The sequence below is a fragment of the Halomonas cupida genome (assembly GCF_900142755.1).
Classification (GTDB): Bacteria; Pseudomonadota; Gammaproteobacteria; order Pseudomonadales; family Halomonadaceae; genus Halomonas; species Halomonas cupida.
On the sequence record NZ_FRCA01000007.1, the window covers coordinates 183,506 to 197,888 of the forward strand.

Genomic DNA, 14,383 nt, shown 5'->3' on the forward strand with positions numbered 1-14,383 from the left:
CATGACCACTTTTCCCTACACGTAAGGATAGCGTGATGACTTCTTCTCTCAGATTGTCCCTCGGAGCCCTCTGTCTGGCCACCCTGGCTGGCTGTGCCACCCCGGGTAGCACAACGTCGCAACAGAGCACCGAGCGTAGCGATGGTCAATGGCAGCAGCAGCTTGATGAGGTCAAGGGGTTCACTTCCTGGAACCTGATCGGCAAGGTCGGCCTGCGCACCCCGCAGGACTCGACCAGCGCCAACCTCGACTGGCGTCAGACGCCCTGGCAATACCGTCTGCTGGTCACCGGCCCGATCGGCGCTGGCCGCAGCACCCTGGAAGGCCGCGATGGCCGAGTCTCGCTAACCAATAGCGAAGGTCGTTTCGAAGCCGACAGCCCCGAAGAACTGATGGAACAGCAACTCGGCTGGTCACTGCCGGTTTCCAACCTCACCGACTGGGTGCGCGGCCTGCCCGCTGAGGGGCAGCCTCACGAATCCACCGAAGATAGTCTCGGCTTTCCCGACACTCTGTCCCAGGACGGCTGGGAAATCGACTATCGTAGCTGGCACAACGTTGACGGTGTCTGGCTCCCCAGCCGCCTGGTCATGACCTACGACGACCTGCGTGCCACCCTGGTGGTCAATCAGTGGGAAGCCCTGGAAGAATGAGCCTGGTGTCATGCCGCCCGGGCCTAGGGCGGCATGACAGCGTACCCATGTGTTCCAAGACAGTTTGCCGAGACAGCATCGAATCATGCCCCCTGCCCCACCCGCCGATAACGACACATCCATTCCTGGCCATGCTGCCAGTACCTCGACTCTCGATACCTATAAAAGAGGTGGCGAAATAAAAGGTACCAGGAGAAAGGCTACCCCGAACGAGGGTCGCGAACTGAACCTACCGGCCCCTGCCAAGCTCAACCGGATGCTGCATATTGTTGGCCGCCGTGCCGACGGCTATCACGAGCTGCAGACACTGTTCCAGTTCGTCGATCACGGGGACAGCCTGCAACTGAGGCCAAGAGATGACGGCCGCATTCTACTTGACGGTGACCTGGACGGAGTCAGCAGCGAGGACAACCTTATTGTTCGTGCCGCTCGACTGTTGCAGGCGCATACTGGCACCTCACAGGGAGCCAGCATTGCGCTCACCAAGCGTCTGCCGATGGGCGGAGGCCTGGGCGGCGGCAGCAGCGATGCCGCTACGACCCTGGTGGGCCTGAATGCACTCTGGTCGCTGAACCTGAGTGAAGACCATCTGGCTGAGCTTGGTCTGCGTCTGGGCGCCGACGTCCCGGTGTTCGTGCGCGGCCGTGCAGCCTGGGCAGAAGGCATCGGCGAAAGGCTGACACCAGTCGAGCTGGATACGCCCTGGTTCGTCGTTGTCCACCCGGGAATCAGTGTCTCCACGCCAGCGGTATTCCGGGCTCCAGAATTGACACGGGACACCCCCCCGATTACCATGGCGCGCGCAATCGAGGGAGGAGCGTCGAGTTGGCGCAATGACTGTGAACCCACTGTCAGGCAGCTTTATCCTGACGTGGCGCAGGCACTTGATTGGTTGAATGCCCGGGCACCGTCCATGCTGACGGGGACCGGCGCTTGTGTTTTTGCTCGCCTGGCGAGCAGGGCTCAAGCGCTGCATCTGCAGGCAGAGCTCGAGCAGGAACATCCCGCATGGCATGTCTTCTGTGCTCGAGGTCTCAACCGCTCCCCTCTGTTGGACGACCTGCATATCTGACGTGCAGACGTTGCTGGGGTATAGCCAAGCGGTAAGGCAGCGGTTTTTGGTATCGCCATGCGGAGGTTCGAATCCTCCTACCCCAGCCAGCTTTCCTGTGAATCATGGACACAACACCATGGTTCATCATGAAAAATGAAGACCCAACACAGCAAAGGTGGCTGCGCGTGTCAAAATTGATGGTTTTCGCCGGGAATGCCAACCCCGAACTCGCCCGTAAGGTCGCCGAGAGCTTGGATAGCCGACTGGGTAATGCCACAGTAGGCCAGTTCAGCGACGGAGAAGTCGCGGTCGAGATCAATGAGAACGTGCGCGGCAAGGACGTCTTCATCCTTCAGTCCACCTGTGCACCGACCAATGACAACCTGATGGAACTGATCCTGATGGTTGATGCCCTGCGTCGGGCCTCGGCAACACGTATCACGGCGGTAGTACCCTACTTCGGTTATGCTCGTCAGGATCGCCGCGTACGTTCGGCTCGTGTGCCGATCTCAGCCAAGATCGTCGCCGACATGATGGTCAAGGCCGGTGTTGATCGGGTCATGACCATGGATCTGCATGCTGACCAGATCCAGGGCTTCTTCGACGTGCCGGTGGACAACGTCTACGGTTCGCCGATCCTGCTCGACGATATCGAGCGCCAGAATTATGACGATCTGGTGGTAGTGTCCCCTGACGTTGGCGGCGTAGTGCGTGCCCGCGCCATCGCCAAGCAGCTCAACGCCGACCTCGCCATCATCGACAAGCGTCGTCCCCAGGCCAATCAGGCCCAGGTGATGCACATCATCGGTGAGATCCAGGATCGCACCTGTGTGGTCGTCGACGACATGATTGATACCGCAGGCACCCTGTGCAAGGCGGGTGAAGCACTCAAGGAACACGGTGCCCGTCGCGTGGTGGCCTACGCTACCCATCCGATCCTGTCTGGTCCGGCGGTGGACAATATTTCCGCCTCGGTACTCGACGAGGTCGTGGTGACCGACACCATTCCGCTGTCCGACACAGCGCGCCGCAGCGGTCGTATCCGCCAGCTGAGCGTGGCCGGCCTGATCGCCGAAGCCATTCGTCGTGTCAGCAATGAAGAATCCGTCAGCGCGATGTTCCACTAGATTCTGGAACTCTGTTGTTTTCAATACTGTTGTTCTCAACAGCGTTGTTTTCAACATCAGAGGCTTTCAGTATCCGGAACAACGCGTCGGAGGAAACGCCTGACGTTTCCGCAACGCGCTCCGATCATCAAGCGGAGCAAATGGAACCATCGTCGTCTGGTCGCGGGCTGCGATGGCTTCCTTACTTTTGATCAAGAGGCAATTCCATGTCCGAATACACACTTACAGCCAGCGTTCGCAACGACCTGGGGAAAGGTGCGAGCCGCCGCCTGCGTCGTGCGAACCAGCAGGTGCCTGCCATCATCTATGGTGGTGAACAGGCTCCGCAGCCGATCGCCGTCGACAAGACTTCCTTCTACAAGGCGCTGGAAGACGAAGCTTTCTTCTCCTCCGTCATCACTCTGAAGGTTGAAGGCAAGCCGCTTCAGGTTGTCGTGCGTGATCTGCAGCGTCACCCGTACAAGCCGCTGGTCACCCATGCCGACTTCCTGCGCATCGATGCCACTCACGAGATCACCATGCGTGTTCCGCTGCATGTGGTTGGCCAGGACGAGTCCAAGGCGATCAAGGAGCAGGACGGTGAAGTCCACCAGCTGGCGACTGAAGTCGAAGTCAGCTGCCTGCCGAAGGACCTGCCTGACTACCTCGAGGCCAGCATCGCTGATCTCGAACTGGGCGGCACCCTGCACCTGTCCGACCTGACTGTTCCGGCTGGCGTCACCATCGTTGAGCTGACTCATGGTGAAGACCATGACCAGGCCATCGTCAACGTGACCAAGGCCAAGGTCCAGAAGACCGAGGAAGAAGAAGCGGAAGAAGCCGCTGCTTCTGCCGAGGCTGCTGCCGGCGAAGAAGCCAAGGGCGACGACGAAGAAGAAGGCAACAAGGAGTAATCCTTGTCGACTTCTCGGGGGCCACTACGGTGGCCCCTTTCGTTTGGCGACAGCCTCTACCGCTCGAACGCAGACTCTCGTTGATACGCCAGTTCTTTGTTCAGTGCGCTCAGTTCAATGACCTGGGATGCTGAGCAAAGCACTCGCTGACTCCAGCAACGGCTGGATGTGGCACGGAGACATGATATGGCACGGATCAAGGCACTGATCGGCCTCGCCAACCCCGGCGCGGAATACGAAGCCACTCGGCACAACGCCGGCGCCTGGCTGGTCGAGGAAGTCGTGCGCCAGGCCGGTACCAGCCTGCGCCCTGAGCGCAAGTTTCTGGGCCTGTATGCCAAGGCGATCATTGATGGCCAGGATCTCCATCTGCTGACACCGACCACCTACATGAACCGCTCCGGCGGTGCAGTGGCGGCACTGGCCAATTTCTTCAAGCTGGCCCCCGACGAAATACTGGTGGCCCACGACGAGCTGGATCTGGCGCCGGGCACTGCTCGCTACAAACAGGGTGGCGGCCATGGCGGACACAATGGTCTGCGCGACATCATCAGTGCGCTGGGCAACGACAAGTCCTTCCATCGTGCACGTATCGGTATCGGTCACCCCGGCAGCGCCAGTCAGGTCACCAATTACGTACTGGGTCGTCCGGGCAAGAGCGAGCGCGAGGCTATCGACGCCAGCATCGACGAATGCATGGCCACCCTGCCCCTCGCTCTAGCAGGTGACTGGGCAAAGGCCATGAACCGTCTGCACAGTTTTACTCACGGATAGTGTTATCCGTGGTCCTGGCCGTCAGGTCTGACTCGAGACCGATCCAGAAGACAGCTACGCGACAACGTTTTTCTGCGCAGCGACATCACAACCGATACACTATTTGCACCAGCAGCACCCGCACACAACCGACTCGCACTCAATAGCGGCGCGTCGCTCAAGAATCACTTTTATCGTCAGGATACATCCATGGGATTCAACTGCGGCATCGTCGGTCTGCCCAATGTCGGCAAGTCGACACTGTTCAACGCCTTGACCAAATCCGGCATCGATGCGGAAAACTTCCCCTTCTGCACCATCGAGCCCAACGTCGGTATCGTGCCGATGCCCGATCCGCGCCTCGACAAGCTGGCCGAAATCGTCAAGCCCGAGCGCGTGGTTCCGACCACCATGGAGTTCGTCGATATCGCTGGCCTGGTCGCGGGCGCCTCGAAGGGTGAAGGCCTCGGCAACCAGTTCCTCGCCAATATCCGCGAAACCCAGGCCATCGCCCATGTCGTGCGCTGCTTCGACAACGACAATGTAATTCACGTGGCCAACCAGGTGGATCCCAGCGCCGACATCGAGACCATCAACATCGAGCTGGCACTGGCCGACCTGGACACCGTGGAGCGCGCCATTCAGCGCCTGGTTCGCGTGGTCAAGGGCGGCGACAAGGATGCCATCGCCACCAAGGCGGTGCTCGACCGCATCCAGCCACACCTTGCCGAAGGCCAGCCCCTGCGCAGCTTTGATCTCAGCGAGGATGAGCTCAAGCAGGTCAAGAGCTTCGGCTTCCTGACCCTCAAGCCGACCATGTATATCGCCAACGTCAATGAGGACGGGTTCGAGAACAACCCCTACCTCGACGTGGTGCGCGAGATTGCTGAGGCAGAAGGCGCCGTCGTGGTGCCGGTGTGCAACCAGCTGGAAGCCGAGATTGCCGAGCTCGACGACGACGAACGCTCGATGTTCCTCAGCGAGATGGGCATGGAAGAACCCGGCCTGGATCGCGTGATTCGTGCCGGTTACGCCCTGCTCGGCCTGCAGACCTACTTCACCGCTGGGGTCAAGGAAGTCCGCGCCTGGACAGTCAAGACTGGAGCCACGGCGCCGGAAGGTGCTGGCGTGATTCATACCGACTTCCAGAAGGGCTTCATCCGCGCCGAAGTCATCGCCTACGACGACTTCGTCAGCCTCGGTGGCGAACAGGGCGCCAAGGATGCCGGCAAATGGCGTCTCGAAGGCAAGGACTACATCCTCAAGGATGGCGACGTGGTGCACTTCCGTTTCAATGTCTAAGCGTTTCAATGCTCAAGCGCTTCAATGTTTGAGCGCTTGAACACCTGAGTCCCCGCGAGATACCTCTCGCTACTGCCCTTCCATTGAAAGAGCCTCCAACACTGTTGGGGGCTCTTTTCATCATTTCTCTCTGCTGCCAAACTCCGGTCATGCCCACCGGAGCCAACACCATGTCCCGAAATATCTACGACGATCCTGAGTTCTTTGCGGGTTACGCCCAGCTACCTCGCTCACAGCAAGGGCTCGCGGCGGCTCCCGAGTGGCCCTCGCTCCAGGCCATGCTGCCGGACTTGAATGGCCTGAATGTGCTGGACCTGGGTTGTGGCTACGGCTGGTTCTGCCGCAGCGCCCGACAACAGGGCGCCAGCCAGGTGCTGGGCATTGATCTGTCACGCAGAATGCTCGATAGGGCCGAAGCCATGACGGATGATCCGGGCATCATTTACCGGCTCGACGACCTGGCGGACCTCTCACTGCCCGAGCGCACCTTCGACGTAGCCTACAGCTCATTGGCGCTCCACTACCTGCCAGACCTGGCACCGCTGCTGAACACGGTTCAGCAGGCTCTGAAGCCCGGTGGCTGGCTAGTGTTCTCTACCGAGCACCCGATCTATACCTGCCCCACCGATCATCGCTGGCTCACTGATGACCAGGGGACACGTTACTGGGCCCTGCACCGCTACCAGGACGAGGGACAGCGCACCAGCGACTGGCTCGCTCCCGGCGTCGTCAAGTATCACCGCACCCTGGCGACGATCCTGAATGCGGTCATGGCGGCGGGCTTCACCCTGCGTCATGTCGACGAGTGGGGGCCCAGTGCCGAACAGATGGCCAGCGACAGCAGTCTGATCGAGGAAGCCGAGCGCCCGATGTTCGTCCTGGTCAGTGCGCAGATATAGGTGTGTGTCAGAGGAAAGCCGGACGGAGATAGACCAGGCAAACGACCAGACAGGGACATCGAATGAACACCTCCGATCCCCATTCAGCGGCGAGCGAACGACTGATACCCTTCGGTTCCGGTCTATGGGTGGTGGAAGGGGAAACGGTATCCTTCTATACGCTACCCTACCCGACCCGCATGGTGATCGTGCGCCTCGAGGACGGCAGCCTCTGGATACATAGCCCGATAGCGCTGGATGACTCGCTTCAGGAGCAGGTCGATCGACTGGGTCAGGTCGCTTGGTTGATCGCCCCCAACCACCTCCACCACCTGTTCATCGAGCAATGGCAGCAGGCCTACCCCAACGCTGCCAGCTACGGCACTCCCGAGGTCATCGCCAAGCGCCATGACCTGCATTTCAACGCGCCGTTGACCGACACCGCTCACCCGACATGGTCACCGCAACTGGATCAATTGTTGTTCACCGGCTCGCCGGCCATGACCGAGACCATCTTCTTTCATCGCCAGACCCGTACCCTTATCGTCAGCGACCTGATCGAAAACCTGACTCCCGAGAGTCTGCCGCCACTGAAACGATGGCTGGCAAGAGCCGGTGGCGTTGTCGCTCCCAATGGCCGGATGCCTCTGGACTGGCGACTGTCCTTCATCGGCCACAGAAATGAAGCACGTCAGCATCTACGACGTATTCTGGCATGGCAGCCTGAGCAATTGATCATGGCACATGGTGAGATCATCCACAGCGAGGCCCGGGCCTTTCTCGAGCACTCCTTCCGCTGGCTGGCACCCGAAAAGTCCAGCTGATCCGCAATAGCTCTCCCCTCTCTCGCATCGATACCAACGAACTCATGATTGATACCAACGAGCTCGTGAACGTGGAGATCTTTACACTTTAGTCGACGTAGTAGCGGACTATTACCCGCTCTTCTCCAGAGTCTCTAGAGTGAAATCACAACAACAACACCTTGATTGACTCCCGACCATTTCGACAGGTCACCCTATGACCCGTCAGGGCTGGTATTGCCCAAAAAATGGCACTCCCTGAACAGTTTTCCTCGGTAATGCATGGCTCGAGTGCAGGGATAGCCACCATTCAGCCACAGCAGAAGTGGAGAATTCACATGACATCTTCTCAGCAGTCTCGCAACGTTATTGTCACAGGTGCAGCGCGTGGAATCGGAAAGGCCATTGCACTACGTCTTGCCGAGGATGGCCACAATGTCGTGGTCAATGATATCAGCGCCAACAGCCACGCCCTGGATGGCGTTGCCGCGGCCATTCGTGACATGGGTCGACAGAGTGCTGCGGTTGTCGCCGATGTCACCAGCGAAGAACAGGTCAAACAGCTGATCGAACAGACGGTGAAAGAACTGGGCTCTCTGGACGTCATGGTGGCCAATGCCGGCATAGCTCATGTGGAGTCACTTCTGAACGTCAGCCTGGAGGACTGGGATCGGGTCATGGATGTCAATCTGCGCGGTGTATTTCTCTGCTATCGGGAGGCCGCCCGCCAGATGATCGAACAGGGCAATGGTGGCAAGATCATTGGCGCAGCCTCCATCGTCGCCTATCGCCCCTTTGCCATGCTCAGCCCCTACTCGGCATCCAAGTGGGCCGTACGCGGCCTGACCCAGGGAGCCGCCATGGAATGGGCGAAACACGGCATCACCGTCAATGCCTACTGCCCTGGTATTGTAGGCACCGACATGTGGGAGTTGATTGACGAAAAACTGGCAGCCGAAGAAGGTTGGCAAAAAGGTGAAGCTCTGAAGACCTACTCCGGCTCCATTGCCCTGGGTCGCGTCTCCGTTCCCGAAGACGTTGGCAATTATGTCTCTTACCTCGCTTCATCCGACTCGGATTACATGACCGGCCAGTCGGTGATGATCGATGGGGGAATTCAGTTTTCCTGAACGTGCCATTTCATGAAGGCGATGATTTGAAAACTGGTGCTTTAAAAACTAGTGTCTTGAAAACCACGCCAGAAAGGCGGCTTCATGAATCCTGTCTCATAAGCGCACCATGCCGCCATGATGTCATCAGCATCATGGCAGCATGGAGATTGAAGAGACATTGTCTTCGGTAGTTTGTCGTCAATGAAAATCCCGTGATTTGAGGCGCAGCTGTTGCCACAGCTCGCTGATATCCGTCAGGCGCCCAGCGATCACATGCACCACCTGCCCTTCCTTCTCCAGCGTGCCAGTAACCTGAAGAATGCCGGCGTTGAGCAGTGCCTGGCGCTGCGCCTGGGCGGTATCACGCCACACCACGACATTGACCGGACCGGTCTCGTCCTCGAGGGTGACAAAGGTGACACCGGATGATGTGCCAGGCCGCTGACGGGTGGTGACCAGGCCGGCGACCCGCACCAGCTTTCCATGCTCATGATTCGTCAGCGTTGCGGCGGGTAGACACCCCTTGAGTGGGCCGCTGGCCGCATAGCGCTCACGCAACATCGCCATGGGATGGCGGCCAAGGGAGACCCCGACATGCCGGAAGTCTTCGACGACATCCTGCTGCTCGTCCGGCGCCGGAAGCTCGACCACTTGCGCCTCTGCGGCTCGTGCCTCACCCAGCGCCAGCCGCGGATCCGAATCAAGCAGCTCCCAGCGCGCCTGGTAACGATGGCCTCCTAACCCATTGAGCGCCCCGCTGGCAGCCAGGGCTTCCCATTCCCGTGAATTCAGCTCGACACAGCGACGCGCCTCATCGATGGAGCCGAAGCCAGTCTCCGGGCGGGCCGCCATCAGCCGTTCTGCCGCGTCACGAGGCAATCCCTTGATCAGCCGGAAACCGAGACGCATGATCCGGTCGCCCTCGAGACTCGAATCCCAGTCACTGGCATTGATATCCACCGGTCGCACCTCGACCCCATGGCGCTGTGCATCCTGTACCAGTTGCGAGGGTGAGTAGAACCCCATCGGCTGGCTATTGAGCAGGCCACAGCAGAAGGCCGCGGGATGATGGCACTTGAGCCAGGCCGAGACGTAGACAAGCAACGCGAAGCTCGCCGCATGGGATTCGGGAAAGCCATACTGGCCAAAGCCCTCGATCTGCTGACAGATACGCTCGGCGAACTCGCCGTCATAGCCCCGCGCCCGCATGCCCGCCCTCAGCTTATCCTGATATTCGGCAATGGTGCCGCTACGCCGCCAGGCCGCCATGGCCCGTCGCAACTGATCGGCCTCTCCCGGAGAGAAGCCGCCGGCCACCATCGCCAGTTGGATGACCTGCTCCTGAAAGATCGGAATCCCCAGAGTTCGTTCCAGTACCTTGCGCATCGCCTCGTCGGGATAGCTCACCTCCTCCAGGCCATCGCGACGACGCAGATAGGGATGCACCATATCGCCCTGGATCGGTCCTGGCCGAACAATCGCCACCTCGACTACCAGATCGTAATAGCAGCGCGGCCGCAAGCGCGGCAGCATATTCATCTGTGCCCGTGACTCGACCTGGAAGACGCCAACGCTGTCACCATTGGACAGCATGTCGTAGACCTCCGAATCATCTACCGGGATATCCTGCATCGGAAACGGCTTTCCTCGCCGTTCGCCCAGCATATCCAGAGTGCGACGGATGGCGCTGAGCATGCCCAGCGCCAGCACATCCACCTTGAGCAGACCGAGCGCCTCGAGGTCGTCCTTGTTCCACTGAATCAGACTGCGCTCCGACATCGCCGCATTCTCGACCGGCACCAGTTCAGACAAGGGCCCCGACGAGATCACGAACCCACCGACATGTTGAGAAAGGTGACGCGGGAAGCCCAGTATCTCCTCGATCAATTCGACCAGCAGGACAAAGCGCGGTGAGGGATTTTCGCCTCCCAGAGCACGCAACTCCTCCAGCCAGCTGCGTTGACCGGCACGACGATCCAGTTGGCTGGACAGCCAGTTCAGGTACAGCGGATCAAGGCCCAGCGCCTTACCGACATCGCGCAGCGCACTGCGTGTACGATAGCTGATCACAGTGGCGGCCAATCCGGCCCGCTCGCGCCCATAACGCTGGTAGATGTACTGGATAACCTCTTCACGCCGCTCGTGCTCGAAGTCCACATCGATATCCGGCGGTTCGCCACGTTCCTCGGAAATGAAACGTTCGAACAACAGCGTGGCCTGGCGCGGGTCAACCTCGGTGATCCCCAGGCAGTAACAGACTACCGAATTGGCTGCCGAGCCGCGGCCCTGGCAGAGAATGCCGCGACTGCGTGCAAAGCGAACGATATCCTCGATGGTCAGAAAGAAATGCTCATAGCCCATGCGCCCGATCAACCGCAGTTCATGGTCGATCTGGCGTCGCAGGTCGTCGGAGGCTCCTTCAGGAAAACGCACTTGCTCGCCCTCCCTGACCCGTTGCGCCAGCCACTCGGCGGCACTCATCCGCGGCGGCACCAACTCGGCGGGGTATTCATAACGCAGTTCACCGAGGTCAAAGCCGCAGCGTTCGGCAATGGCCACTGTCTCGGCGATCATCTCGACGCCATACAGCTGCTCCAGCTTGCGCAGGGAGCGGAGATGCCGCTCGGCATTCCCTTCGAGCAGGAAGCCGGCCCTGTGTACCGAGACCCCATGGCGGATGGCTGTGACCACATCCTGCAATCGCTGACGATCAGGGTGGTGCATCAAGACCGCATTGCCGCATACCATCGGCATGCGCAGACGGTCCGCCAGGGCCAACTGCCAGCGGCGGCGCTCCTCGTCAGCAGGCCCCAGCAGCCGTTCGTACAGCCACCAGCAACGCCCCGCATAGCGCTCCAATAGCCATCCAGCCCGCCGCTCGGCCTCATTCGGGTCATCACCGGGCCGGTACAACAGCAGGCAGTCATCCAGTTGGTCCAGATCCTGCCAGTCGAGCCAATACTGGCCCTTGGGGGCTCTTCGACGACCGAGCGTGATCAACGCACATAACCGTGCATACCCCTGACGTGTCTGCGCCAGTATCACCAGGCGCTCATCCGCAAAGCGAAACTCCGCTCCGACAAGCAACTTGAGCCCAACAACACACGCCTCCTGCCAGGCACGCACCACTCCAGCCACCGAACATTCGTCGGTGATCGCCAGTGCCCGATAGCCCAGCTCACTGGCTCGTCGCACCAGTTCCTCCGGATGCGAGGCACCGCGCAGAAAACTGAAATTGCTCAGGCAGTGGAGCTCAGCGAATGCCAGCGGCGAGTGCCTCGCTCCGGGCGAATCGTCGGCAAGCTGCCTGTCAGCCAAACCAGCCATGGACAAACCACCCCCCGCCTGCGTCACGGAAGACCCAGCCACAGCGCCCGTCAGGCCATCGGGCGACATAATAGTCACGGCGTACTGGATGCTGGTCCCACCAACCACCAGCAATGCGTTCGGGGCCTTCCAACAGAGCGATGGATGAACCAACCCAGTCAGCCACCAGTGGCTCGGGAGACATCAATAGCCATCCCGGACGTCTTCCCGAACTCGCCACCATCTCTTTCGGCCAACGCCCCGTTGCCGGAAGACGGCGCCAACTGCACTCCGGACGATGGTCCTCACAGGGCACCAGGCGGCCCAGTGCCTGCTCACCCAGTCGCGACGTCAACCGACTCAACAACTGCGCCGGCGCATCAGCAGGCAATCGAGGGCTGAACAGGTCCTCACGGCCAGGTTCCAGCTCACGCAGCTCATGCACTTCCAGGCGCAGGCCGACAACTGGCCGAGACAACTGCAAACGCTCCAGCCGCAGGTGACAGAGCTCCAGCCAGGCCTCGGCGCGTTGCTCACCGGTAGCATGCCCAATGGTCAGTTGTTGCTGCTCTTGTGTATGTTCCAGGCTCAGTTCCAGCGTTACTGCGCGTCGGCAACGCGCATGCAGAAAGCCTTCCAGCTCCTCCAGCAATCGCCGCAACGGAAAGATCAGCGCCGCTGCCCGCTCGACCTCGTGGGACAGTGTGATGGCTCGACAGAACCGTTCCGGTGGCACGAAATATTCAGGGGGATCGGCCTGCTGGCCACTGATGCATGCCAGTTGCTCACTGAGCGCAGCCCCCAGACGATGGGCCAGCTCGCGCGACGGCAAGGCCTGTAACTGCCCAAGCCGCGACAGCCCCAGCCCCTTCAGACGAGACTGCTGACGCTCATCCAGTTCAAGCCTGGCCAGTGGCACCCTGGCCAGACGTTGCTCATGGCGAGACTCGTCTTCAGCCCAGAAGCCACCATCCAGCGCCAATAGGCGTGCCGCCCGTGGCGTATGCCCCGTGGCAGTGACGCAGGTCAGGTCAAGTTTTTCGAGTTGCTGTCGCAGCCGCCTTCTGAGGCCATCCAGCCCCTGGAAATAACGCAGCATGCTGGCAATCTCCAGCAATACCCCGTCGGGTGGCTGCAGACTGACACGCGCACTGAAACGACCACTCCAGAGCCCCAGCCCCTCCAGTTGCGACCGATGTTGCTCGGCACACGCCTGCAACAGCCGCAAGCGAGGTTCGAGACTCAATGCACTGGCCATGGCCATCCCCGGCACCACACCACAGGCCTGTGCCAATGCATTGACCTGTACTATTCGCACCGCGTGCTCATCGAGCAGAGCCGCTGGCTGCTCCAGCACATCACTGTGTGATTCCAGCGCCAGTAGCGGGAAATGCAGATAAAGCCACAAGCCTTTCATGCGCCACCTCCCACCAGACGAAGCTCCGGCTCTCCCCGGAGTCTTGCCTGTGGCACGCTGTTCACCGATGGCTCGGGCTGAACCTCTCGCCAGGACCGCTGGCTCAGCGGCATACGGCAACGCGGCAAGGCCCAGCCGCCCTTGCGCTTGAACAGTGTCACGCTCAATGCTCGGGCATCCTCCTCAGGCTCGAGCAGTAGACGCCAGGGAGCTGGTGAACTGTGCTGACGGCTCGCTCTCGGACGCATGACCAGTCCCCAGTTGCCACCTTCAGCGACCGCCAACTGCAGCCGACGCAGCGCCGTGGTATCCACCGTCGGCAACCAACCCAGTACCACCGTGCAGCAGCCACTCTTCAGCGCCTGCTCCATGGTCCAGAGCCGCTCCTTCGTGGTCCGGGTATGTACCACCAACATTCGTTCCAGTGGCAGGCCCTGTGCATGCAGCGTTGACGCACACGGCAACAGAGGGGGGTCCACCCACATCAGCCACCCCGGAGCCTCCGCTGCACAGAGCAGAGGCAACAGCAGTTGCAGCTCACCGATACCGGGCTGGTCGTACAGCAGTTCGATCAATTCCGCCCGTGGCCAGCCGCCGGGCAACATCCTGTCGAGTTGCAGATGCCCCGTGCTCCGGGAAGCGGATGCCGACGAACGGAGCATGCCCGGCCCACGCCAGACATCGCCCCGATTGATCAACTGCTCCAGTCCCATGGCCACCCCCTGTATTCCTGCAGCACCATTCACACGCGACGTCAGCCACGCGACGTCTCGAACGCTCTCACACGACATCTTACAAAACACTGTCTATATATACAGTATTGTGTGAGATATTGCCGAAATCAGCAACAGGAGAAAACCACCGGGACGGAAAACCAGGCCATGCACAAAACGCAATGTCTGCACTCGCCCGGCTTGACAATGGCGGGTTACCGGGTATAATACGGCGCGAATAAAGGCTACGTAGCTCAGCTGGTTAGAGCACATCACTCATAATGATGGGGTCCCCTGTTCAAATCAGGGCGTAGCCACCAGATATCACAAAGCCCGCCGATCCTTGATCGGCGGGCTTTGTCGTTATGGGAA

At 60.2% G+C, this 14,383-nt stretch carries 12 protein-coding genes and 2 tRNA genes; 11 read left to right on the forward strand and 3 right to left on the reverse strand.

All coding sequences use genetic code 11. The annotated features are described in order from the left end of the window. The first annotated feature begins 35 nt into the window (after positions 1–35). The 10 genes from lolB (at position 36) to BUE38_RS13990 (ending at position 8,593) form a co-directional block, all read left to right on the forward strand. Entirely contained in the window at positions 36–653 is a 618-nt protein-coding gene (gene lolB, locus BUE38_RS13945; RefSeq protein ID WP_073435820.1) for a lipoprotein insertase outer membrane protein LolB, read from the forward strand. Between the two features lie 256 nt (positions 654–909). Continuing rightward, complete coding sequence (gene ispE, locus BUE38_RS13950; RefSeq protein WP_234986999.1) at positions 910–1,725, forward strand: 4-(cytidine 5'-diphospho)-2-C-methyl-D-erythritol kinase; 816 nt, start codon at positions 910–912, stop codon at positions 1,723–1,725. 14 nt (positions 1,726–1,739) lie between these two features. Then, positions 1,740–1,814 (forward strand) — tRNA-Gln (locus tag BUE38_RS13955). A gap of 78 nt (positions 1,815–1,892) precedes the next feature. Next, a complete protein-coding gene (locus tag BUE38_RS13960) occupies positions 1,893–2,834 on the forward strand; it encodes a ribose-phosphate pyrophosphokinase (RefSeq protein WP_174788040.1) in 942 nt (313 codons plus the stop codon). 206 nt (positions 2,835–3,040) lie between these two features. After that, entirely contained in the window at positions 3,041–3,727 is a 687-nt protein-coding gene (locus BUE38_RS13965) for a 50S ribosomal protein L25/general stress protein Ctc (protein ID WP_073435822.1), read from the forward strand. A gap of 186 nt (positions 3,728–3,913) precedes the next feature. Continuing rightward, complete coding sequence (gene pth / locus BUE38_RS13970) at positions 3,914–4,501, forward strand: aminoacyl-tRNA hydrolase (RefSeq protein ID WP_073435823.1); 588 nt, start codon at positions 3,914–3,916, stop codon at positions 4,499–4,501. Between the two features lie 189 nt (positions 4,502–4,690). Then, the gene (gene ychF, locus BUE38_RS13975; protein ID WP_073435824.1) at positions 4,691–5,782 is read left to right on the forward strand and encodes a redox-regulated ATPase YchF; all 1,092 of its coding nucleotides are present in this window, start codon (positions 4,691–4,693) and stop codon (positions 5,780–5,782) included. Between the two features lie 170 nt (positions 5,783–5,952). Beyond that, positions 5,953–6,681, forward strand: a complete 729-nt coding sequence (locus BUE38_RS13980) for a class I SAM-dependent methyltransferase (protein WP_073435825.1) — start codon at positions 5,953–5,955, stop codon at positions 6,679–6,681. A 62-nt stretch (positions 6,682–6,743) separates the two neighbouring features. Then, positions 6,744–7,484: a DUF4336 domain-containing protein gene (locus BUE38_RS13985; RefSeq protein WP_073435826.1), complete on the forward strand. Its 741-nt coding sequence runs from the start codon at positions 6,744–6,746 to the stop codon at positions 7,482–7,484. A 317-nt stretch (positions 7,485–7,801) separates the two neighbouring features. Beyond that, a complete protein-coding gene (locus BUE38_RS13990) occupies positions 7,802–8,593 on the forward strand; it encodes an acetoin reductase (protein WP_073435827.1) in 792 nt (263 codons plus the stop codon). A 180-nt stretch (positions 8,594–8,773) separates the two neighbouring features. Here BUE38_RS13990 and BUE38_RS13995 read toward each other — a convergent pair whose 3' ends face one another. The 3 genes from BUE38_RS13995 to imuA are packed head-to-tail and all read right to left on the reverse strand — an operon-like array spanning position 8,774 to position 14,011. Then, positions 8,774–11,902 (reverse strand): error-prone DNA polymerase, encoded by a 3,129-nt coding sequence (locus BUE38_RS13995; protein WP_084541948.1) that lies wholly within the window; start codon positions 11,900–11,902, stop codon positions 8,774–8,776. Then, the gene (locus BUE38_RS14000; protein WP_073435828.1) at positions 11,886–13,298 is read right to left on the reverse strand and encodes a Y-family DNA polymerase; all 1,413 of its coding nucleotides are present in this window, start codon (positions 13,296–13,298) and stop codon (positions 11,886–11,888) included. The genes BUE38_RS13995 and BUE38_RS14000 overlap by 17 nt, the downstream gene beginning before the upstream one ends. Continuing rightward, positions 13,295–14,011 carry a translesion DNA synthesis-associated protein ImuA gene (gene imuA / locus BUE38_RS14005; protein ID WP_234987008.1) on the reverse strand — a complete coding sequence of 239 codons (717 nt, stop codon included), beginning with the start codon at positions 14,009–14,011 and terminating at the stop codon, positions 13,295–13,297. The genes BUE38_RS14000 and imuA overlap by 4 nt, the downstream gene beginning before the upstream one ends. Positions 14,012–14,254: 243 nt before the next feature. Between imuA and BUE38_RS14010 the strand changes: the two genes are divergently transcribed. Next, a tRNA-Met gene (locus BUE38_RS14010) sits at positions 14,255–14,331 on the forward strand. Positions 14,332–14,383: the final 52 nt, after the last annotated feature.

Excerpts from the sequence above, each read along its gene's own strand:
- BUE38_RS13995 (WP_084541948.1), bottom strand. The coding sequence starts at position 11,902 with ATGGCTGGTTTGGCTGACAGGCAGCTTGCCGACGATTCGCCCGGAGCG.
- BUE38_RS13990 (WP_073435827.1), top strand. The coding sequence starts at position 7,802 with ATGACATCTTCTCAGCAGTCTCGCAACGTTATTGTCACAGGTGCAGCG.
- pth (WP_073435823.1), top strand. The coding sequence starts at position 3,914 with ATGGCACGGATCAAGGCACTGATCGGCCTCGCCAACCCCGGCGCGGAA.
- BUE38_RS14000 (WP_073435828.1), bottom strand. The coding sequence starts at position 13,298 with ATGAAAGGCTTGTGGCTTTATCTGCATTTCCCGCTACTGGCGCTGGAA.
- BUE38_RS13965 (WP_073435822.1), top strand. The coding sequence starts at position 3,041 with ATGTCCGAATACACACTTACAGCCAGCGTTCGCAACGACCTGGGGAAA.
- BUE38_RS13985 (WP_073435826.1), top strand. The coding sequence starts at position 6,744 with ATGAACACCTCCGATCCCCATTCAGCGGCGAGCGAACGACTGATACCC.
- ychF (WP_073435824.1), top strand. The coding sequence starts at position 4,691 with ATGGGATTCAACTGCGGCATCGTCGGTCTGCCCAATGTCGGCAAGTCG.
- ispE (WP_234986999.1), top strand. The coding sequence starts at position 910 with ATGCTGCATATTGTTGGCCGCCGTGCCGACGGCTATCACGAGCTGCAG.
- BUE38_RS13980 (WP_073435825.1), top strand. The coding sequence starts at position 5,953 with ATGTCCCGAAATATCTACGACGATCCTGAGTTCTTTGCGGGTTACGCC.
- imuA (WP_234987008.1), bottom strand. The coding sequence starts at position 14,011 with ATGGGACTGGAGCAGTTGATCAATCGGGGCGATGTCTGGCGTGGGCCG.
- lolB (WP_073435820.1), top strand. The coding sequence starts at position 36 with ATGACTTCTTCTCTCAGATTGTCCCTCGGAGCCCTCTGTCTGGCCACC.